Source organism: Knoellia remsis (assembly GCF_003002895.1).
GTDB lineage: Bacteria > Actinomycetota > Actinomycetes > Actinomycetales > Dermatophilaceae > Knoellia > Knoellia remsis.
Map to the genome: position 1 here is coordinate 1 of NZ_PVTI01000038.1, position 19,877 is coordinate 19,877.

Here is a 19,877-nt window from a genome sequence, read left to right on the forward strand (position 1 = left end):
CCCCCAATTGGGTGAGATCGGGACGCGAAGGCGCGCGCCCGGCATACCAGCGAACGTGCGTCAGGAGCGTTCGAGGAGGACGACCTCTTCGAGGAGGGCGTCGACATCGGTGCGGTCGATGACACCGGCGAGGGTCTGACGGACCGCCGCCGCCGACCACGCCACCCCGGTCCGCAGCACCTCGGTCCAGTCGACGTCGGCGGGGTCGCGCCCGTCGATGCCTGCGCAGACGGCGGCGGTGAGCGCGTCGCCCGCGCCCGTCGCGTTGCCGGCGCCCGGGCTGCTCGGTGAGGCCTGCACGACCCGGCCGTCGGCTGTCACGAGGACGAGACCCTCGGCGCCGCGCGACACGATCGCCGCCCAGGCGCCCTGCTCGACGAGAGCCCGTGCGGCATCGGTCGGGTCCGCGAGACCGGTCATCGAGGTCGCCTCGCTCGCGTTCGGCTTGACGAGCGCCGGCGCCACCGCCAGGACGTCCTCGACCCACGCGCCGCGACCGTCGATGACGAGCAGCACGCCGGCCCGGTGCGCCTCACGGCACAGCTCGACGAGCACGTCCTCCGGTGTCGCGGGCGGCAGGCTGCCCGCGATGGCGAGGACGTCGCCGGGCGAGCAGCAGCGCAGCACCGCGTCCGTGACTCGGTCCCACACCGCCACCGGCAGGACGCCGCCCTGCTCGTTGAGCACCGTCGCATGTCCGTCGGCGCCGAAGACCGCGACCGAACGCCGGGTCGCCACCGGCGATTCCACGATCTGGAGCCGTATGCCGCGCTGCGCCGCGTCCTCGATGAAGAAGTCCCGTTCGCCGTCCCCGATCGGCGCGACGGCGACGTGGTCGACCCCCATGGACGCGAGGACGCCGGCGACGTTGAGTCCCTTGCCCCCGGCGTGGGTTCCGGTGACCGACACGCGGTGGCTCTCGCCGACGAGAAGGCTCGGGACGGCATACGTCACGTCGATCGCAGGGTTCGGGGTGAAGGTGACGATCACGGCGCGGCCTCCATGGCGAGCAGGGATGCCCCGAGCGCGGCGGCACGGTCGCCGAGCGCCGCAGGGGCGGTGGTGGTCTGGTCGTGGCCGAGGGCGGCGGTGAGGCCCTCGCGGAGCGGGGTGAGCAGGACGTCGCCGGCGAGGACGAGGCCCCCACCGACGAGGACGAGCCGCGTGCCGGCGGCCGCACAGGCCGACGCCAGGACGCGCACGAGGGCGTCGATGGCGGTCGCCCAGATCTGCCGCGCGTCCGACCGGGAACCCGAGTCGGCCGCGGGGTCGTCGAGCGTCCGCACGAGGTCGACCGCGTCACCGTCGTGACCGGCGTCCCGCCACGCACGGCCGATCGCGCCGGCACTCGCCACCGCCTCCAGGCAGCCGAGTCGCCCGCAGCCGCACCGAGGACCACCGGGGTCGACGGTGACGTGCCCGATCTCGCCCGTCCAGTCGTTCCCGCGGACGACCGTCCCGTGCACGAGGAGAGCACTCGCGATGCCGGTTCCCAGCGGGACGAAGAGCACGTCCGCCACGCCCTGTGCCGCACCGAGCCGGTGCTCGGCGAGCAGGCCGGCGCGCACGTCGTGACCGAGGGTGGCCGGCACACCGAGACGCTCCGAGAGCCGGTCGCGCAGGGGCAGGTCGCGCCAGCCGAGGTTGGCGGAGAACGACGCCAACCCCTTGGCCTCGTCGACGATGCCCGGCACCACGACACCGACCGCGCCGACCGTCCCGTCGTGCCCGGACGAGGCGGCGTCGGCAGTGAGCGCGGCGACCACGTCGGCAACGACGTCAACGATCCCCTCACCCGGTCGAGATGGCGTGATATCGGTGCGGGACAACAGAACTGAGCCATCCGCGTCGCAGAGGACGGACTTGATGCGCGTCCCCCCGACGTCGACTCCCGCCCTCAGCATCGTTGCCACGCGCAGCAGTCTAGGGGGCCTTCTGGGGAGGCTTCGGAGCGGTCCATGAACGCGCCCACGGGAGGCGACGAAAGCTCACCGCCTGCTCGCGATGCGGGTGTTTGGCAGCTTCCCCGGTAGGGTTGGGAGCAGTGGTCCGCACCGTTCTGCCTCGGACCTCTCCCACCTTCACTGTCGATGCCGACGCGCCGCGACCGAGAAAGCCCGACGAGCACGACTGAGATGTCGTGACACCCGTCGTGGCTCGGACTCGCGCCGGGCAGAACCGACTGCATCAGAACTCTCTGGAGTACCCCTTCGTGTCCCTTGACACTGCCATGACCCATGCACCCACCGGCTCGCGCAGCAGCGGCTCGCGCAACGGCTCGCGCAACGGCTCGAGCAGCCCCGTCGACGCCGCGGACGGCTTCGGCCGTTACGGCGTTCCCGAGGCCCTCACCCGCGTCCTCGCCGAGCGCGACATCACGACGCCCACCCCGATCCAGGCGGCGACCCTGCCCGACAGCCTCGCCGGTCGCGACGTCCTCGGCCGCGGCCGCACCGGATCGGGCAAGACCTACGCCTTCCTGCTGCCCGTCCTCGCCCGTCTCGCCGAGAGCACCAGCGGGGCCGGACACCGCGACCGCCGCGACCGCCGCTCGCCCGCGCAGGGCCGCCGCCCCCGCGCCCTCATCCTCGCGCCGACCCGTGAGCTGGCCACCCAGATCAACGACGCCCTCATCCCGCTCGCCGCACCCCTCGGCCTGACGTCGCAGACGATCTTCGGCGGTGTGGGCCAGGGCCCGCAGGTCGCGGCCGTCCGCCGCGGCGTCGACGTCCTCGTCGCCTGCCCCGGCCGCCTCGAGGACCTCATCGGCCAGGGTCACGTCACCCTCGACGCCATCGAGATCACCGTCCTCGACGAGGCGGACCACATGGCCGACCTCGGCTTCCTCCCTGTCGTGAAGCGCCTCCTCGACCGCACGCCGCGCACCGGCCAGCGGATGCTCTTCTCCGCCACGCTCGACTCGGGTGTCAACGCCCTCGTCAAGCGCTACCTCACCTCGCCGGTCACCCACGAGGCCGACTCGGCGCAGTCCCCGGTCGCGACGATGGCGCACCACGTCCTCCACGTCACCCCGGCGCACCACCTCCCCGTCCTCACCGACCTCGCCGCCGCGCCGGGTCGCAAGGTCGTCTTCACGCGCACGAAGCACCGCGCGAAGAAGCTCGCCCGCCAGCTCAACGCAAACGGCATCCCGGCCGTCGAGCTGCACGGCAACCTCAGCCAGAACGCGCGAACCCGGACGATGGACGCCTTCCACGCGGGCACGGCCGAGACCCTCGTCGCCACCGACATCGCCGCCCGCGGCATCCACGTCGACGACGTCCAGCTCGTCATCCACGCCGACCCGCCGGTCGAGCACAAGGCCTACCTCCACCGCTCCGGTCGGACCGCCCGCGCCGGCAGCTCGGGCACGGTCGTCACGCTGATGACGGACGACCAGCAGCGCGACGTGCGCGACCTGACCCGCAAGGCCGGCATCAACCCCACGACGACGAAGGTCGGCCCGACCCACCCCCTGCTTGCGCAGCTCGCTCCGGGTGAGCGCGCCTTCCCGGGTGCGTTCGTCGTTCCCGGTATGCCGGCCAGCAGCTCGCGTGGTTCCGTCGCCGGGGGTGCCCGCGGTACGTCGGGCAGTGGCTCGTCCCGGGGCAACGGCTCGTCCCGGGGCAACGGCTCCTCCCAGGGCAACCGTCGTGGTGGCGGCAAGCGTGGCGGTGGCGGTCAGCGAAGCGGCACCAGCCAGGGCTCCCGCGGCGGTCAGCGCTCGGGCGGCTCCCAGCGCAGCGGCGCGCCGCAGCGTTCCGGCCGCGGCGCCGGCGGCGGCGCCGGCAGCTCCGGCAGCGCCGGACGCTCGGGTGGCGCGGCGGCGTTCTCCACGCGCTCACGCGCAGGCCGCCGGGGCTGAGCCGCAGCCGATAGCCTCGGCCCTGCGAGCACCCACCCCGTGACAGGAGCCGTCGATGGAGTCGAGCACCCTGGCCATCAGCGCCGCTGACGGCACCTCCCTCAACACCTACCGCTGGCTGCCGGACGGCCCGCCGCGCGCCATCGTCCAGATCGCGCACGGCATGGCCGAGCACGCGGCGCGGTACGCCCGGTTCGCCGAAGCACTCACCGGCGCCGGGTATGCCGTCTACGCCAACGACCATCGCGGTCACGGCGGCACCGGCTCACGCGACGACCACGGCTACTTCGCCGACCGTGACGGCTTCGCCACCGTCGTCGGCGACCTCGGCTCGGTGACGGAGTTCGCGCAGGCCGAACACCCGGGCCTGCCCGTCGTCCTGATCGGGCACAGCATGGGCTCGTTCCTGTCGAGGGCGTATGCCGCACAGCACGGTTCGCGTCTCGCCGGCCTCGTGCTCTCGGGCACCGCTGGAGACCCGGGGCCGCTCGCTGCAGTGGGCAAGCGGGTCGCAGCGACCCAAGCGCGACTGCGCGGACGGCGGCATACGTCCACCCTCATGGACAAGCTCACCTTCGGCCAGTACAACAACGCCTTCAAGCCGAACCGCACCGACTTCGACTGGCTCTCGCGCGACGACGCCGAGGTGGACGCCTATGTCGCGGATCCGTTGTCCGGCAACGTCTTCACGGCCGGGTTCTACTCGGACCTCATCGGCGGACTGCAGCAGGTGAATCGGCAGGCAGCGTTCACGGCCGTGCCGACGGACCTGCCGATCCTCGTCATCTCCGGTGACCGCGACCCCGTCGGAGACGACGGCAAGGGGCCGCGCCAGGTCGCCGACCGCTACTCCGCCGCCGGCGTCACCGACGTCACGGCGGTGATCTATCCCGAGGGCCGGCACGAGATGCTCAACGAGACCAACCGTGACGAAGTCGTCTCCGGCATCCTCGACTGGCTCGACACCCGCCTCCCCGCCACCCCCAGCTCCGACTGATTGCCAGTTCCCGGCACCCCTTCTCCCACTGATTGCGCACAGTTCGCATCACCGACGCGAACTGTGCGCAATAAGTCGGGGTCCAGACGACTGCACGAGGTCAGTCGGTGAGGGCGAGGGCCATCGCCTCGTCGAGCTGCTCCTCCTCGGCCGGTTCGGGGTCGTCGAGGTGCGCGAGAGCCGCGCGGCCGGCATACAACACGACCATGGCGAGCACGACGGCACCGGCACCGACCCAGAACGGCAGGTGCTCGCTCACGCCTTCGCCGAGCTTGCCCGCGAGCCACGGCGCGATCGCGCCGCCGCTGAAGCGCACGAAGCTGTAGGCCGCGGACGCGACGCCTCGCTCGACCGGCGCCGACTTCATCACCGACTCCGTGATGAGGGTGTTGTTGATGCCGAGCGCGAACCCGGCGAGCACGACCCCGACGATGAGCACCGGCTTGGACTCGGTGAAGAGCGCCATCGCCGCGAGGATGACGGCGAACGCACCCATCGCCGCGTGGATCGACGGCAGCGTGCCGAACCGGTGCTGCAGCCGCGGCGCGACGACGACGGACGAGAACGCCAGCATGGCGCCCCAGCCGAAGAAGACGAACCCGACCTGGATCGCCCCCAGCGACAACGGGAACGGCGTGAACGCCAGCAGCGTGAAGAAGCCGAAGTTGTAGAGCATGGCCGTGATCGCGACGACGAGCAGACCGCGGTGCTTCAGCGCGCGCAGCGGGTCACCGAGGCTTGTCGGTCGCCCCGTCGTCGGGGTCGGCGGCAGCATGATCGAGGTCAGGACAAACGCGATCACCATGAGCCCGGCAACGCCGAAGAACGGCCCACGCCAGCTGATTTCGCCGAGCAGCCCTCCAATGAGCGGACCGGTCGCGATGCCGACACCGAGCGCTGCTTCGAAGAGGATGATCGCCTGAGCCGTCGACCCACGGGCGGACCGGACGATGGTCGCGAGCGCCGTCGCGACGAGGAGCGCGTTGCCGAGCCCCCAGACCGCGCGGAAGAGGACGATCCCGGCGACACCGTCCTGGGTACCGGCGAGACCAGACCCCACGATGATGATGACGAGGCCGGCGAGGAGAGTGCGCTTGGCACCGAGACGGCTCGACACCGCGCCGGTGAGGAGCATCGCGAGCCCCATCACCGCCATGTAGCTCGTGAACAGCAGCGACACCTGCGACGGCGACGCGCCGAGCTCGTCGGCGATCGGCTTGAGGATGGGGTCGACGAGGCCGATCCCCATGAAGGCGATGACGGACGCGAACGCCACGGCCCACACGGGGCGCGGCTGCCGCCACATCGAGTTCTCGGACATGTTTCGCTTTCCTATATATGTTGGCGTGGTTGTGTCGTATGCCGGTCAGTGGCGTTCGGGGGTGGGTTCCGTTCTCGCGCGGGCGGGGTGTGCCGGGCGAGGCGCGCGGTCAGGTGAGGAGCTTGTCGAGGATGGCGGCGGCCCGGTTGAGGGTCGCGGCGTCCCGTGGGCCGAGGGTGTCGAGCAGGGGAGCGACGGCTGCACCACGACGGGCACGCCCCTTGGCGAGGGCCGCCTGACCCGCGGGGGAGAGCTCGATGCGGCTGGCGCGGGCGTCGTCGGGGTCGGGGGTTCGGGTGACCCAGCCGTGGCTTTCGGCGCGCTGGATCTGTGCGGTCATCGTCGGCTGGCTCGTACTGTCCGCGGCGGCGAGGTCGCCGATGCGGGCGGGTCCGAGCTCGGCGACGAGGGACAGCAACCGGAGCAGTGCCGGGGTCTCGAGCTTCGCGTCCCGCGTGGCCCGTCGGTGCAGCCGGGCGATGGTGCGCAGCAACGCCTCGCCGTCGACGATCACGCTCTCCTGGGTCACGAGATGCGACATTACATAGCCTCCCAATACATCGCAACCCCGTCCCCCACTGATTGCGCACAGTTCGCAGGACCGATGCGAACTCTGCGCAATAAGTCGTTTGGCCACACCACTGATTGCGCGCAGTTCGCAGGCGAGCGGAGCGAGCTGTGCGAACTGTGCGCAATCAGTGCCCCGTCACCCCCGAGGTAAGCGGGCGGCATACAGGCGGGCCGCGCAGCGTTCACCCTTCGTGGAGGTCTGGGACTCGATCGTCATCGGCGCGGGGCAGGGTGGACTCGCCGCGTCGTACTTCCTCACCCAGCGCGGCGTCGACCACGTCGTCCTCGATGCCAACCCCGTCCCCGGCGGCGCGTGGCAGCACCGCTGGGACTCCCTGACGATGCACGATGTCCACGGGGTCGCCGACCTGCCCGGCGAGCCGGCGCCCGTGCGCTCCGACCGCCGCGCCAACGACGCCGTCCCCGCTTACTTCGCCGGCTACGAGCGCCGTCACGACCTCCCGCTCATCCGTCCGGTCGAGGTCACGGAGGTCACGAGCGAGGGTGACCTTCTCGTCGTCCGCGCGGGCGATCGCGTATGGCGCACGCGCACCCTCGTGAACGCCACCGGGACGTGGACCAGGCCGAACTGGCCGGACTACCCGGGGCGCGAGGACTTCCGCGGGGAGCAGTTCCACACCGCGACGTACCCCGGGCGCGAACACCTGCGCGGCAAGCGGATCCTCGTCGTCGGGGCGGGCGCGTCCGCGGTCCAGTTCATCGGCGAGCTCGCACCCGTCGCGGATGTCGCCTGGGCGACGCGCCGCCCGCCCCGGTGGCGCACCGGCGAGTTCAACCCCGATGCCGGACTCGAGGTCGTCACCGAAGTGGAGAAGCGCGTCGTCGCCGGCCTCCCGCCGACGAGTGTCGTCGGGGTCACCGGTCTCATGCTGCGCGAGCAGGAAGAGGAGGCCCGGCTGCTGGGCGCCTTTGATGACCCGCTGCCGATGTTCGAGCGGCTCGAGGCCCACGGTGCGCGCTGGGCCGACGGGACGCTCGAGCCGTTCGACGTCATCCTCTGGGCGACCGGATTCCGTTCTGCCGTGGACCATCTGGACCCACTCGACCTGCCCGGACCGCTGGGCGGCATACCCCTCGAACGCGTGGACCGGAACGTCCAGGGCGCGACGACCGCGGCGCGCGACCACCGGGTGCACCCCGTCGGCTACGGCCCGTCGGCGAGCACGATCGGGGCGAGCCGCGCCGCCCGACGCGCCGCGCTCGAGGTGTCCCGCCAGGTCGCCCAGCCCCAGTGCGGCAGCACGCCCAGCAGCCCCGAGGTCGACCGCGTCCTGAGAAGGAGCCTCAGGTCAGCTGGTCGAGGAGGCGGAGCCAGACCTCGCTCGCCGTGGGATAGCTGGGTACGGCGTGGTGCAGCCGCGCCACCGGCACCTCGCCGGTGATGGCGACCGTCGCGGAGTGCAGCAGCTCGGCCACCTCGGGTCCGACGAACGTCGCGCCAACCAGCACACCGCGGTCGGTGTCGACGACGAGCCGGCACGTCCCGGTCGCGTCGTCGCGCAGCAGCCCCGCGCCCGACGCCGACGTGTAGTCCGTGTCGACGACCGTGACCGTCAGCCCCTTCTCGCGGGCCTCGGCCGACGTCATCCCGACCCACGCCACCTGCGGGTCGGTGAAGACGACCTGCGGCACCGGCACGTCGTTGGGCACGTCCGCCAGTTCGGCCGCATCGTCATCACCGGCGATCCGCCGCCCCACGAGCCGCGCCTGGTACTTGCCCCAGTGCGTCAGCGGCGCGGCCCCGTTGACGTCACCGACCGTGTGCAGCCACGCCGGCAGTGGGTCGCCACTCGTCACGCCGCGCAGGTCCTCGGCGCTCAGCCCGACCGACTCGAGACCGAGGTCGTCGGTGGCCGGTCGCCGTCCAGTGGCGACAAGGACTTCGGCAACCTCGAGCCGTATGCCGTCCGCGAGCGTCAGCGTGACGGGCCCACCGTGGACGGTCCCCACCGAGGCATCCGGGTCAGCGTCGACGCGCGTGGCGTCGGTGATCTCGGTCGAGAGCCGGACGTCGACTCCGTTGTCCTGCAAGCCCTTGACGACGAAGTCGGACACGACATCCTCGGCCCGGCCGAGCAACCGGTCGTCGCGAACGATGAGCGTCACGTCCGACCCAAGGGCGGCCAACCAGCGTGCCGCCTCGACGGCCACGACGCCGCCGCCGATGACGGCGATCGACTCCGGAACCTCGGTGACCGCGGTGGCGTCGCGCGACGTCCACGGTGCGAGGCCGGCATACGGCTCGGGGATGACCGCAACCGACCCGGTGGCGAGGACGACCGCCGAGCGAGCCCGCAGGGTGCGCGTCGAACCGTCCGACCCGGCCACTTCGACGACCCGTTCCCCGGCCAGTCGCCCACGGCCGCGCACGACCGTGATGCCGGCGCCATCGGCCCACTTGACCTGGCCGGTGTCCTTCCAGTTCGACACCCACGAGTCGCGGCGGGCGAGCAGTGCGTCGCGGTCGAGCACCGGTTCGCTCAGCCCGCCGAGGTGGGCGGCCGATGCGGCGACGTCGAGTGGTCGCAGCAGGGCCTTGCTCGGCATGCACGCCCAGTAGCTGCACTCGCCGCCGAGCAGCTCGGCCTCGACGATGGCGGCGGTGCGGTCGCTGCCGCGGATGGCGTAGTCGGCGGCATTCTCGCCGGCGGGGCCACCGCCGATGACGACGACGTCAAACTCCTCGACCTGCTCCGCATCGCTCATGACTGCACGCTAACCCTGCCCGACCGCACCACGACGGCGCCGACGCCGAAGAGCAGCCGCCCATCGCCCGACACGAGGTGCGGCAGGAGCCGATCGTCGCGCCGCCCGGTCGCCGGGTCGATGTCGACGACCGCGCACCGCTCCAGGGCCTGCGTGACCTCGACCGTTGCCGTGCCGAGGCGCAGACGCGTCCCGGGCGCCGGATCCACGTCAAGCTCAAGCGTCGCCGTCGCCCGGAAGCGAGCATCGAGAGCCGACGGCACGGCATACCCGTCGGCCTCAACGGCCGCGGCGAGACGCGCGAGCGCGCCGGTCGTCACGAGCGAGACCGCGTCGTAGTAGATGACGTCGCCGCGGTCCGCCCGCGCGAGCGTCACCTCACGACCGGCAACCTCCGCGAAGATCGACGTCAGCGAGCAGTCCTGCAGCGTCAGCCGCGCCCCGCGCCCCCAATAGTCGCTGACCTGCTCACCCCCGTCGCGGTCTCGGGTCGACGCCTCGACGACCTGCCCGTCGGGCAGAGCCACACTCATGAGATCGCCGGACACCCGCACGACGAGCCTTGTGAGAGAAGGGTTCTCGACACTGCGCAGTACCCTGTTCGTCGCCGGGTCGACGAGGCAGAACTGTCGATCACCCACCGGTCCGTGCGCGTCCACGTCGATCTGGTCGAGGTCGACGTGCCGGGTGCCCTTGAGCGCGGCGAGACCGAGTCGGGTGATCCGGGGCGAGGACTGCACCCGACGAGACTCCCACACAGTCCGGGCGGCTACCGTCGGCGCCCATGGACATCGGCGGCGAGATCGCGACCCGGTGGGCCGCGGCGATGCCGGGTCTGCCGCCGGGCGCCCTCGGCGTGGCCGCCGTCCTCGCGGCGATCGTCGTGCTCGTCCCCGGCCTGTGGCTGCGGCTGCGCATCGCTGTCACCCTCGTCCACGAGCTCGGCCATGCCCTCGTCGGCGTGCTGAGTGGCCGCCGCTTCACCGGGTTCGTCGTCCGCGGCGACATGTCCGGACACGCCGTCACGGTCGGCCCGGCGCGCGGCCTCGGCCGCATCGCGACGACGTGGGCGGGCTACCCGATGCCCGCGCTCGTCGGCCTGCTCATGCTGTGGTCCGTCTCGAGCGGGTATGCCGCCGCGCTGCTGTCAGCGGGACTGCTCGCGCTCGTCGTGGCGCTGGTCTTCGTGCGGTCGGTGGGTACCTTCGTGACCGTTGTCGCCGTGGGTGCACTGGTCGGGGCGCTGTGGTGGTGGCGGGACGACGAGGTGCAGGGATTGGTGCTCGCGACAACGGGATTCGTGCTGCTGGCCGGGTCATGGCGCCACCTCGCGGTCGTCGCTTTCGACGGTCGGAGGGACCGCGGAAGTGACCCCGCCGTGCTCAGCCAGCTGACCGGCATACCCTCGATCCTCTGGACCACGACGTTCCTCGCGGTGCACGCCGCGGCGACGTGGGCCGCAGCCCTCATCGTCCGCGACCTGCTGTCCTAGTACGACTTATTGCGCACAGTTCGCATGCTCGCCGGGGCTCGCATGCGAACTGTGCGCAATAAGTCGAAGGGGGAACTGCTACTTCTTGACGTCGTAGCGATCGAGGTCCATGACCTTGGCCCATGCCGCGACGAAGTCACGGACGAACTTCTCGCTCGCGTCGTCCGCGGCGTACGCCTCGGCGACGGCGCGCAGCTCGGAGTTCGACGCGAAGACGAGGTCCGCGCGCGTGCCGGTCCACGTCTGACCCTGCGGACCGGTGCCCTCGAACGTGTCGGAGCCGTCGGTGCCGTCGGTCGGCTTCCACGTCGTGCCCAGGTCGAGCAGGTTGACGAAGAAGTCGGTGCTCAGCGTGCCGACGCGGTCGGTGAGGACGCCGTGCGTCGAGCCACCGGAGTTCGCACCGAGGACGCGCAGTCCGCCGACGAGGACGGTCATCTCCGGGGACGACAGGCCGAGGAGGTTGGCCTTGTCGACGAGGGAGTACTCCGCCGGGAGCCGGTTGTCGGGCTTCTCGAAGTTGCGGAACCCGTCGGCCGCCGGCTCGAGCCACTGGAACGACTCGACGTCGGTCTGCTCCTGCGTCGCGTCGCCGCGGCCCGGGGTGAACGGCACCTCGACCTCGACACCCGCTGCGCGAGCGGCCTGCTCGACGCCGACGTTGCCCGCGAGGACGACGGTGTCGGCGAAGGAGATGTTGTTCGCCGAGGCGATCTCCTCGAGCTTGGCGATGACCGTGGCCAGCTCGGCCGGGTCGTTCGCGGCCCAGTTGCGCTGCGGCTCGAGGCGGATGCGACCACCGTTGGCGCCGCCGCGCATGTCGCTGGTGCGGTGGCTGCTCGCCGCGGCCCACGCGGTCTTGACGAGCTGCGAGACGTCGAGACCGGACTCGGCGATGGCGGCCTTCGCGGCGGCGATGTTCTCAGCAGTGGTGCCGAGTTCGTTCGCCGGGATCGGGTCCTGCCAGAGCAGCTCCTCGGTCGGGACCTCCGGGCCGAGGTAGCGCTCGACCGGGCCCATGTCGCGGTGCGTCAGCTTGAACCAGGCGCGGGCGAACGCGTCGGCGAATGCCTCGGGGTTCTCGTGGAAGCGGCGCGAGATCTTCTCGTATGCCGGGTCGACGCGGAGCGCGAGGTCGGTCGTGAGCATCGTCGGGAGACGCTTGGCGCCACCCTCGTCGGGGGCGGGGATGATCGCCTCGGCGTCCTTGGCGACCCACTGGCTCGCACCGGCGGGCGACTTCGACAGCTCCCACTCGTGGCCGAAGAGCATGTCCCAGAAGCCCTGGCCCCACTTCGTCGGGGTCGGGGTCCACGTGACCTCGAGGCCGGACGTGATGGCGTCGGCACCCTTGCCCGACTTGTAGCTGCTGATCCAGCCGAGGCCGTCGGCCTGCAGCGGCGCGGCCTCGGGCTCGGGCCCGACGTACTCACCGGGGTCGGCGGCACCGTGGGTCTTGCCGAAGGTGTGGCCACCGGCGATGAGGGCGACGGTCTCCTCGTCGTTCATCGCCATCCGGCCGAACGTGTCGCGGATGTCGTGCGCCGCGAGCGCCGGGTCCGGGTTGGCGTTGGGGCCCTCGGGGTTGACGTAGATGAGGCCCATCTGCACTGCGGCGAGCGGGTTCTCGAGCTTGCGGTCGCCGGAGTAGCGCTCGTCACCGAGCCACTCCTTCTCCGGGCCCCAGTAGACGTCGTCGTCCGGCTCCCACTCGTCGGTGCGGCCGCCGGCGAAGCCGAACGTCTTGAAGCCCATCGACTCGAGCGCGACGTTGCCGGTGAGGATCATGAGGTCGGCCCAGGAGAGGGACGAGCCGTACTTCTTCTTGACCGGCCAGAGCAGGCGGCGCGCCTTGTCGAGGTTGCCGTTGTCCGGCCAGGAGTTGAGCGGGGCGAAGCGCTGCTGGCCGTGGCCACCGCCGCCGCGACCGTCCTGGACGCGGTAGGTGCCGGCGCTGTGCCACGCCATGCGGATCATGAACGGGCCGTAGTGGCCGAAGTCCGCGGGCCACCAGTCCTGCGAGGTCGTGAGGACGGCCTCGATGTCCTTCTTGACCTCGGCGAGGTCGAGGGTCTGGAACGCCGCGGCGTAGTCGAAGTCCTCACCGAGCGGGTTCGACACCGGCTGGTGCTTGGCGAGGATGCGCAGGTTCAGCTTGTTGGGCCACCAGTCCTGGTTGGCGTCGCCCTCGGTCGGGTGCGGGAGGTTGTGGATGACGGGGCACTTGCCCGCGTCCTCGGCAGCCATCTCCGACTGCGTGCCGGCGGCACCGGCGGAGCCGGCCGGCTCGTTCATCTCCTTGACTTCGGCGTCGTCGGGCTTCTGGTCGTGGACCGTCATCGTCGTCCTTCCATCGTGGGTTGGGTTGTGCGAGTAGGGGATTGGTCTTGTGAGTCGTCGGCAGCGTCCTGGCACACAGAGCAGAGGCCCCAGTAGACGACCTCGGCCTCGTCGATGGTGAAGCCCTGCGGGTCGTCGGCGTGGAGGCAGGGAACCGAGCCGACCGCGCAGTCGACGTCGGTGATCGAGCCGCACGAACGGCATACGGCGTGGTGGTGGTTGTCGCCGACGCGCAGCTCGTAGCGCGCGGTGGAGCCGCTGGGCTGGATGCGGCGGACGAGACCGGCGTCGGTGAGCGCGTGGAGGCAGTCGTAGACGGCTTGGTGCGAGACGTTCGTATGCCGTCCGCGCACCAGCGCGATGACCGTGCCGGTGTCGGCGTGGGGCCGTTCGTGGAGGGCGTCCATGACGGCGAGACGTGGCCTGGTGACCCGGAGCTGCGCGGCCCGGAGCATGCCCTCATGGGTGAGGTGCACGTGCTCCGTCGGCACGGCGTGCTCGGTCTCGGCCATGGGCGCCACTCTGTCGCACGTAACTTGAATGTGTCAAGAAAACGCCCCTCCCCTCCCCATCCCGGCTCCCCAACTTTCCCGCCCCATGCGACAAGGTTGAGTGAGGTGCGGGAACGGTAGTTGCACCTCACCCAAGGTTCCGGCATGGGGCGACGGGTCCCACGTTCCGCGTGGGCAAGTTGGGACGGGCCGGTGGGTCGGTCAGACCCGCATGGCGCCGGGGCGGCCGTCCTCGACGACCCACGACGCGAACGTCGACTCCGGCGCGTCCGGCGTGCTGACCGTCGAGACGGTCCGGAAGTCGACCCGCAGCTGCGAGCGGTGGACGGTGGCGCGCATGTAGCCGCGCCGGTCGCCGTCGAAGAACCGGATGTGCGGGTTGAACGGGATCATCGGGCCGTAGTACGGGCCGTAGACGGAGCGGTCGCCGTTGCTCGAGATCGACGTACCGACGAACTCGGTGCCGACGACGGGTGAGTTCGCGGCGTCGAAGTCGGCGTGGATGTCGTTGACGAACGTCGAGTGCCAATCGCCTGTCACCGCAACGGGATTCGACACATTGGCTCGCGTCCAGGTGTCGGTGAGGCGTTTGCGGGCGGCGGGGAAGCCGTCCCAGGCGTCGTGCCAGAGGCGGTCGCCGGCGGGGCCGTCGTGGTCGAGCCGGGCGAGCATGACGTTGTTGCCGAGGATGTTCCACTGCGCGCGGGAGGTCTCGAGCCCGTCGTAGAGCCATCGCTCCTGGGTGTGGCCGAGCATCGTGACCTTCGGGTCGTATGCCGCGGCGCACGCGGGTGCCTCGCCCCAGCCGCAGGGCGGGACGTCGCGGTACTGGCGGCCGTCGACGAGGTCGAGCTGGGCGAGGGCGCCCCACTGCAGCCGGCGGTAGATGACCGGGCTCGTCGCGGAGCGGGAGGGGCGACGGACCGGCTGGTGCTCGTACCAGGCCTGGTATGCCGCGGCGCGCAGGGCGCTGATGTCACCTTCGTACTGTGACTGGGTGTTGGCGTAGTCGTTCTGCACCTCGTGGTCGTCCCACGTGACCATCCACGGGAAGCGGGCGTGGGCGAGCTGGAGCTGCTCGTCGGACTTGTAGAGGGCGTACTGCATGCGCCAGCGTTCCAGGTTGCGCGGCGCCTGCTGGAGGACGGCGGGGACGGGGGTCTTGCGGTAGCCGCCGTTGCTGGGGATGCCGCCCTCGTAGACGTAGTCGCCGAGGTGGAGGACGAGGTCGAGGTCTTCGCTCGCCATGTGGCGGTACGAGGGGTAATAGCCGTCGGCCCACGCCTGGCAGCTCGCGAAGGCGAAGGCGAGCTGGGTGCCGGTGGCGGTCGGGCTCGGAGCGGTGCGGGTGCGGCCGACGGGGGAGAGGTCACCGCGGTAGCGGAACCGGTAGAACCACTCGCGATCGGGCTCGAGCCCGTCTGCCTCGACGTGGACGGAGTGGGCGAGTTCGGGGAGGGCCCAAGAGCTGCCGGCTCGCACGATCCTGCGGAAGGACTCGTCGCGGGAGATCTGCCACTGGACGGGGACCTTCTTGGGCGGCATGCCCCCGCCGGGTTCGAAGGGCTCGGGGACGAGGCGGGTCCACAGGACGACGCTCGTGCTGTCGATGTCGCCGCTCGCGACGCCGAGGCGGAAGGGGTAGCCGCCGTTCTTTGGTGCCGGGGTGGCGTTGGCCCGGTCGACGGGCAGCTGGGCGAGGGCGGCCGCGCCGGCCAGGGCCGAGAGCGAGGTCAGGAAGCGGCGGCGGTCGAGGTCATGACGAGGGGTGGTGGTCATGGGTCTCAGTCCTACTGCGCTCGGGTGACCACTGAGCGACGCTGCGGCCAACGGCGTGGGGCGACCTCGCGGCATACGGACCCAACCGCGGACCCGCGTACGGGACCGGACCGGGACCGCGAGAGGCCGGGGACAGGTGAAGGGCCCTTGGAAGTATGAGTTCCAAGGGCCCTTCGGGTGATCGGTCGATGTGACGATCCCGATCGACATCTCATCTTCTCCAGTCCCGAGGGCCGCGTCACTTGGCTCTCGCAGCGGCCGAAGCCGCTGTGTGGACTCTCGGTTCCGAGGTGTCCCGCTCTCCTACGAGAGGAGTGCGTGAGAGATTTCTACGCCCGAATGCGCAAGTGGCACAAGGGGTTTGGCGAAGTTTCTTGAAGAGATTTTCGTGTCCACAGGCGTGTGGCGTGTCGTCCACAACACTGGTCTCGTCGTCCACCGTGATCGCGGGTTATCCCCATCTTGTCCCCAAGCACCTGTGGACAGGGTTGATTGACCGTCTCCAAGTCACTCGTCTTTGGATTGACCGGTCACAACCTCTCCTCCAGACGACCGCTGCGGCGTGCCCGAAGCCTTAAGTGAAACGGTGATGATCTCTGGATCGGGCTCCACTGGCGGCACCGGCTCCTGATCTTGCGTGGGATCCACGCCCTCGGTTTCACTCATGGGCTTGACCCATCTCCAAACCCAGGCGCTCGAGATACTCCTCGGCCCGGCGACGGTCCTGGGCAAGCAGAGTCTCGTTGCCCTCGCTGTTGTCCATGAGCGCAGGGTCCGGGCGCAGGGGTGGAACGGCCGGCGTCTCGGCGTCAGGTGCGGTCGCGCGCAGGGTGGTCATGATGTACTCCCTCATCCGAACACCTCCACGGTACTCCCCAACAGCAGCAGGAGGACCGCTCCTCCCAGCAGCCAGAGTGAGAACGTCAGCCTCCGAACCTTCGCTCTGAACCGCACTTCATCCTGCTCGAAGAGCCAGATCTTGGTGTCGAGCACGCGGAGTTTTGTCACCTCTGGGGCGGAGTTCAGATAGGCGTTGCGCAAGGCTCGAGGGTCAACGCTGCCGGCGACCCGGAACCAGATGGCCCAGAGCGCGACTCCAGCGGCGACCGCCGCCAGGACCTGGGCGGCGAAGTGGAACCACGACTGCGTGGATGCCGACAGTCCGATGAGCACGCCGCTGAAACCGACCACCACGCCTGCGCGCGTATCGAACGCCGACGCAAGCCTGGTCTGCTCTTCCAGCCGCACGTCGAACTCCGCGCGCACGATGTCCAGCGATGGGAAATCCGCCATTCCGTCCCTCCCGGTTGGCTCGATTCTGACTCAGGGTCCTGACAGCGTCGGTGACCTGAGCAAACAGAATGTCAGCGGGAGGCGTTGGGGCCGTAGAGGCGGGCCTTGGCTTCGCGGACGGTGATCGTCGTGACCGGCTCGTCCTGCAGGTCGGCGAACCCGTCGAGCGGGATCCAGTTCGCGCCACCGTTCACGCGGTACGACCCGGTGAGCTGGGCATCGACCTTCACCGGCCCTTCGCCGGTGTCCTTATAGGTATGCCGCACTGTGCCTTCCGGGTACGGCCCACCCTGGTCCTCGGTCCAGCCCGACTCGGTGCCGTCACCGAACGAGTAGTTGTACGCCGCCGGGTCGATCCGGAACTCGATCGACCACGAGAGCAGCTGAAGCGGCTTACTGATGTCGCCCGGCTTGAGACCCGTCGCCGGCCACTGCGCCTCGTAGTACGTCGGCAGGTTGACCAGCGTGACGTCACCCTCGGGCTGAATGTTCACCGTCGGCTTCGCAAACGGCAACGCCTTGAACGCCGTCAGGATCTGACCTGCGGTGGGAACTGGCGGCGGCGCGGGGGCAGGAGTATCCAAGCCACCGCAGCTCTGCCCCGCGAAGGTCCAGCCGGCGCTCAGGTCCTTGGGCCGCCGCCAGACGTAATAGAGAATCTCGTCCGAGGGGGGTTGCCTGTATTGACATGCGGTCATCGCATATCGACACACCTCATCGCTTGCGCTGTCAGGTGATGACCGTCGACGAGAACCACACGCCAGCACAAGCCGGTAATCGTATGGGTTCTCGGCCACAACTTGGTTGCTGTTCCCGCTGGAAGCGCTCGAAGGCTTTGGCGTTGGGGTCTGGCCCGGGGTCTTTTTTTTCGCCTTGTAACAGGCTGCCGCTGATGTGAGGCATGGAGCCGCCTCCGCGGGGGCAGGTGCACTGATCACGATCAACGGCGCTGCCGCGAGGGGCGCAATGGCACGTTTGAACATCACTTGATCTCCAGTGCTTGCACGGACCACCCGTCCCCGGACCTCTTGAGCCCCAACTCAATGTTGAGACGCCCGGCAGGATTCTTGCTGATCACCTTCCCTTGGCGATCAAGTCGCTGCGAGGGGGCCTCGTCGACAAGGAGGCCGATTGTGTAACCATCACCAGAGTCGTCGAGAACGGAAGCGTCATTCACGGTCATGGTGACCTTGTCTAGGCGCGTACCGGCGGCCTTGTTCTGGTCGACGATGTCAGCGATCTCGCTGCAGCTTGAGCAACTGCTGTCGGAGAGTGCTCTGAACACGCTGGAGTCAGAGCTCACATCCGCGCGATTCATCTCGAGGACGTAGAACTTGGCGAACTCGATGGCGCCCTCTTCGGTCTTGGCCTGCGCCTTGGACGGGATGCGTACCGTCGAGGTCGGACTTGGCGTCGCCGAGGCGCTCGCGCTCCCCGAACCACTCGGCGAGCTCGTTGCCGACGAACCGGACGAACTCGGCGTCGGACTGGCCGTCGCCTCCTTGTCCCCTCCGTTGCAGCCCGCCAAGGCGAGCGCAACAGCGCTCGCCAGCGCACCGGCATACGACATGGTCTTGCGTGACGTCATCGTGAAGTACCCCTCCGTCGTCCAGCGGCCACCGCTCCACCACGAGCAGCCGACCACCGCTTCCTGCCCTCAAGAGTGGCGTACTCCGCCCATAAGTGCCATCCGGAACGCGTCATGTGACCAGTCTCGCGGACCCAGCCACAGTCCTGGCGAGTTATCCACAGAGGCGTTTGGCCGGCATACGGGCGGGTAAACCCACGACGCACGAAGCACGCCCGTCATACGAGGGTGCCCACGCGGCGCCCCGCAAGGAGGTGCGTCATGAACAACGACGCCTTGGACGATGCCTGGAGCTCGATCGTCGAGTTCGCCCCGAAGTTCCTGGGGTTCCTGGCCATCCTCATCATCGGTCTCATCGTCGCCAAGCTCATCGGCAAGGCGGTCGACAAGCTCCTCGAGCGCGTCGGGTTCGACCGCTGGGTCGAGCGCGGCGGCGTCAAGCGCGCCCTCTCGAACTCGAGCTTCGACGCGAGTGACATCGTCGGCAAGCTCGTCTACTACGCGCTCGTGCTGTTCGTGCTGCAGATGGCGTTCGGCGTCTTCGGGCCCAACCCCATCAGCGACCTGCTGTCGAGCGTCATCGCGTTCATCCCGAAGATCGTCGTCGCGATCGTCATCATCATCGTCGCGTCGGCCATCGCCGCGGGCGCGAAGAACCTCATCCAGGGCTCGCTCGGCGGCCTCTCCTATGGGCGGCTGCTCGCCAACATCGCGAGCATCTTCATCCTCGCGCTCGGTGTGATCGCGGCGCTCGAGCAGGTCGAGGTCGCGACGGCCGTGACGACGCCGGTGCTGATCGCAGTGCTCGCCACTATTGGTGGCGTCCTCGTGGTCGGTGTCGGCGGCGGTCTCGTGCGGCCGATGCAGCAGCGCTGGGAAGGCTGGCTGAACCGGATGGAGCGCGAGGCTCCGCAGGTGGCCGCCGAGGCGCGCGCTGCGCGTGGTTCGGTTGGCTCGGGTTCGGGCGGTTCAGGTTCGGGCGGTTCGTCGTATGCCGGTCAGTCCGGTTCGTATGACCGCTCGGCTGGGTCTGGTGCTGGTTCTTCTGGCTCGGGTGGCGCTGGGGCCGGCGCGGCTGGCGCCGCGGGTGCGGCCGGGACGGCGGAGGCGTCGTCGCGCTACCAGCCCATGACGCCGACGGGTGCTCCCGCTGGTACCGAGGCCGCGTCGCCGGCTCCGGACCGTGACCCGCTGCGGACCACCCAGGAGCAGCTGCACGAGTCGACCGGCAACGCCACGCCGGAACCGCCGGAGGACACGCGTCGCCGCCGCGACTTGCACGGTGATGGTGACCGTGGTGGTGACGGCGCTCAGCGAATTTCCCCAGAGTTGCTCATCGAAGTTCCCCAGGTCGCGGGGTCAGGTTAGTGCAGGTTCGTGCCGGTGGTGACGC

General features: G+C 70.0%; 19 protein-coding genes. 5 read left to right on the forward strand and 14 right to left on the reverse strand.

The window, feature by feature from the left end; translation table 11 throughout:
- Positions 1–60: 60 nt before the first annotated feature.
- Together BCF74_RS15850 and BCF74_RS15855 are read right to left on the reverse strand one after the other, a co-directional pair.
- Complete coding sequence (locus BCF74_RS15850) at positions 61–990, reverse strand: 1-phosphofructokinase family hexose kinase (RefSeq protein WP_170070279.1); 930 nt, start codon at positions 988–990, stop codon at positions 61–63.
- Entirely contained in the window at positions 987–1,904 is a 918-nt protein-coding gene (locus BCF74_RS15855; protein WP_106298925.1) for an ROK family protein, read from the reverse strand. The genes BCF74_RS15850 and BCF74_RS15855 overlap by 4 nt, the downstream gene beginning before the upstream one ends.
- Positions 1,905–2,230: 326 nt before the next feature.
- Between BCF74_RS15855 and BCF74_RS15860 the strand changes: the two genes are divergently transcribed.
- Positions 2,231–3,865 (forward strand): DEAD/DEAH box helicase, encoded by a 1,635-nt coding sequence (locus BCF74_RS15860; protein WP_106298926.1) that lies wholly within the window; start codon positions 2,231–2,233, stop codon positions 3,863–3,865.
- 55 nt (positions 3,866–3,920) lie between these two features.
- On the forward strand, positions 3,921–4,862 hold the full coding sequence (locus BCF74_RS15865; protein WP_106298927.1) for an alpha/beta hydrolase: 942 nt from the start codon (positions 3,921–3,923) through the stop codon (positions 4,860–4,862).
- 100 nt (positions 4,863–4,962) lie between these two features.
- Here BCF74_RS15865 and BCF74_RS15870 read toward each other — a convergent pair whose 3' ends face one another.
- Positions 4,963–6,183, reverse strand: coding sequence for an MFS transporter (locus BCF74_RS15870; RefSeq protein ID WP_245889407.1), 1,221 nt, complete (start codon positions 6,181–6,183; stop codon positions 4,963–4,965).
- A 109-nt stretch (positions 6,184–6,292) separates the two neighbouring features.
- Positions 6,293–6,724, reverse strand: coding sequence for a MarR family winged helix-turn-helix transcriptional regulator (locus BCF74_RS15875; protein WP_106298928.1), 432 nt, complete (start codon positions 6,722–6,724; stop codon positions 6,293–6,295).
- A gap of 220 nt (positions 6,725–6,944) precedes the next feature.
- On the opposite strand from BCF74_RS15875, the gene BCF74_RS15880 reads away from it, so the two are divergent.
- Entirely contained in the window at positions 6,945–8,156 is a 1,212-nt protein-coding gene (locus tag BCF74_RS15880) for an NAD(P)-binding domain-containing protein (RefSeq protein ID WP_106298929.1), read from the forward strand.
- Here the strand turns inward: BCF74_RS15880 and BCF74_RS15885 are convergent.
- Both BCF74_RS15885 and BCF74_RS15890 read right to left on the reverse strand, forming a co-directional pair.
- Entirely contained in the window at positions 8,059–9,480 is a 1,422-nt protein-coding gene (locus BCF74_RS15885) for a dihydrolipoyl dehydrogenase family protein (RefSeq protein ID WP_106298930.1), read from the reverse strand. The two genes, BCF74_RS15880 and BCF74_RS15885, sit on opposite strands and share 98 nt — an antisense overlap.
- Complete coding sequence (locus BCF74_RS15890) at positions 9,477–10,220, reverse strand: MOSC domain-containing protein (protein ID WP_170070280.1); 744 nt, start codon at positions 10,218–10,220, stop codon at positions 9,477–9,479. The genes BCF74_RS15885 and BCF74_RS15890 overlap by 4 nt, the downstream gene beginning before the upstream one ends.
- 44 nt (positions 10,221–10,264) lie before the next feature.
- Between BCF74_RS15890 and BCF74_RS15895 the strand changes: the two genes are divergently transcribed.
- Positions 10,265–10,972: a M50 family metallopeptidase gene (locus tag BCF74_RS15895; protein ID WP_106298932.1), complete on the forward strand. Its 708-nt coding sequence runs from the start codon at positions 10,265–10,267 to the stop codon at positions 10,970–10,972.
- 78 nt (positions 10,973–11,050) lie between these two features.
- Here the strand turns inward: BCF74_RS15895 and katG are convergent, their stop codons facing one another.
- The 8 genes from katG to BCF74_RS15930 form a co-directional block, all read right to left on the reverse strand.
- Positions 11,051–13,312 (reverse strand): catalase/peroxidase HPI, encoded by a 2,262-nt coding sequence (gene katG / locus BCF74_RS15900; protein ID WP_177426679.1) that lies wholly within the window; start codon positions 13,310–13,312, stop codon positions 11,051–11,053.
- Complete coding sequence (locus tag BCF74_RS15905) at positions 13,309–13,824, reverse strand: Fur family transcriptional regulator (protein WP_106298933.1); 516 nt, start codon at positions 13,822–13,824, stop codon at positions 13,309–13,311. The genes katG and BCF74_RS15905 overlap by 4 nt, the downstream gene beginning before the upstream one ends.
- Positions 13,825–14,025: 201 nt before the next feature.
- A complete protein-coding gene (locus tag BCF74_RS15910) occupies positions 14,026–15,603 on the reverse strand; it encodes an alkaline phosphatase D family protein (protein WP_106298934.1) in 1,578 nt (525 codons plus the stop codon).
- Positions 15,604–16,110: 507 nt separating this feature from the next.
- Positions 16,111–16,269, reverse strand: coding sequence for a hypothetical protein (locus BCF74_RS17440; RefSeq protein ID WP_170070281.1), 159 nt, complete (start codon positions 16,267–16,269; stop codon positions 16,111–16,113).
- On the reverse strand, positions 16,262–16,456 hold the full coding sequence (locus BCF74_RS15915) for a hypothetical protein (RefSeq protein WP_106298935.1): 195 nt from the start codon (positions 16,454–16,456) through the stop codon (positions 16,262–16,264). The genes BCF74_RS17440 and BCF74_RS15915 overlap by 8 nt, the downstream gene beginning before the upstream one ends.
- A complete protein-coding gene (locus BCF74_RS15920) occupies positions 16,453–16,896 on the reverse strand; it encodes a hypothetical protein (protein WP_106298936.1) in 444 nt (147 codons plus the stop codon). Before BCF74_RS15920 ends, BCF74_RS15915 begins: the two co-directional genes overlap by 4 nt.
- A gap of 71 nt (positions 16,897–16,967) precedes the next feature.
- The gene (locus BCF74_RS15925) at positions 16,968–17,390 is read right to left on the reverse strand and encodes a hypothetical protein (protein WP_106298937.1); all 423 of its coding nucleotides are present in this window, start codon (positions 17,388–17,390) and stop codon (positions 16,968–16,970) included.
- A gap of 488 nt (positions 17,391–17,878) precedes the next feature.
- Positions 17,879–18,484, reverse strand: coding sequence for a DUF6318 family protein (locus tag BCF74_RS15930; RefSeq protein WP_146133016.1), 606 nt, complete (start codon positions 18,482–18,484; stop codon positions 17,879–17,881).
- Positions 18,485–18,745: 261 nt separating this feature from the next.
- Here BCF74_RS15930 and BCF74_RS15935 point away from each other — a divergent pair, with 261 nt between their 5' ends.
- A complete protein-coding gene (locus BCF74_RS15935) occupies positions 18,746–19,852 on the forward strand; it encodes a mechanosensitive ion channel family protein (RefSeq protein WP_106298939.1) in 1,107 nt (368 codons plus the stop codon).
- The last annotated feature ends 25 nt before the right edge of the window (positions 19,853–19,877 follow it).

Excerpts from the sequence above, each read along its gene's own strand:
- BCF74_RS15855 (WP_106298925.1), bottom strand. The coding sequence starts at position 1,904 with ATGCTGAGGGCGGGAGTCGACGTCGGGGGGACGCGCATCAAGTCCGTC.
- BCF74_RS15860 (WP_106298926.1), top strand. The coding sequence starts at position 2,231 with ATGACCCATGCACCCACCGGCTCGCGCAGCAGCGGCTCGCGCAACGGC.
- BCF74_RS15865 (WP_106298927.1), top strand. The coding sequence starts at position 3,921 with ATGGAGTCGAGCACCCTGGCCATCAGCGCCGCTGACGGCACCTCCCTC.
- BCF74_RS15870 (WP_245889407.1), bottom strand. The coding sequence starts at position 6,183 with ATGTCCGAGAACTCGATGTGGCGGCAGCCGCGCCCCGTGTGGGCCGTG.
- BCF74_RS15875 (WP_106298928.1), bottom strand. The coding sequence starts at position 6,724 with ATGTCGCATCTCGTGACCCAGGAGAGCGTGATCGTCGACGGCGAGGCG.
- BCF74_RS15885 (WP_106298930.1), bottom strand. The coding sequence starts at position 9,480 with ATGAGCGATGCGGAGCAGGTCGAGGAGTTTGACGTCGTCGTCATCGGC.
- BCF74_RS15895 (WP_106298932.1), top strand. The coding sequence starts at position 10,265 with ATGGACATCGGCGGCGAGATCGCGACCCGGTGGGCCGCGGCGATGCCG.
- katG (WP_177426679.1), bottom strand. The coding sequence starts at position 13,312 with ATGACGGTCCACGACCAGAAGCCCGACGACGCCGAAGTCAAGGAGATG.
- BCF74_RS15905 (WP_106298933.1), bottom strand. The coding sequence starts at position 13,824 with ATGGCCGAGACCGAGCACGCCGTGCCGACGGAGCACGTGCACCTCACC.
- BCF74_RS15910 (WP_106298934.1), bottom strand. The coding sequence starts at position 15,603 with ATGACCACCACCCCTCGTCATGACCTCGACCGCCGCCGCTTCCTGACC.
- BCF74_RS17440 (WP_170070281.1), bottom strand. The coding sequence starts at position 16,269 with ATGAGTGAAACCGAGGGCGTGGATCCCACGCAAGATCAGGAGCCGGTG.
- BCF74_RS15915 (WP_106298935.1), bottom strand. The coding sequence starts at position 16,456 with ATGAGGGAGTACATCATGACCACCCTGCGCGCGACCGCACCTGACGCC.
- BCF74_RS15920 (WP_106298936.1), bottom strand. The coding sequence starts at position 16,896 with ATGGCGGATTTCCCATCGCTGGACATCGTGCGCGCGGAGTTCGACGTG.
- BCF74_RS15930 (WP_146133016.1), bottom strand. The coding sequence starts at position 18,484 with ATGACGTCACGCAAGACCATGTCGTATGCCGGTGCGCTGGCGAGCGCT.
- BCF74_RS15935 (WP_106298939.1), top strand. The coding sequence starts at position 18,746 with ATGAACAACGACGCCTTGGACGATGCCTGGAGCTCGATCGTCGAGTTC.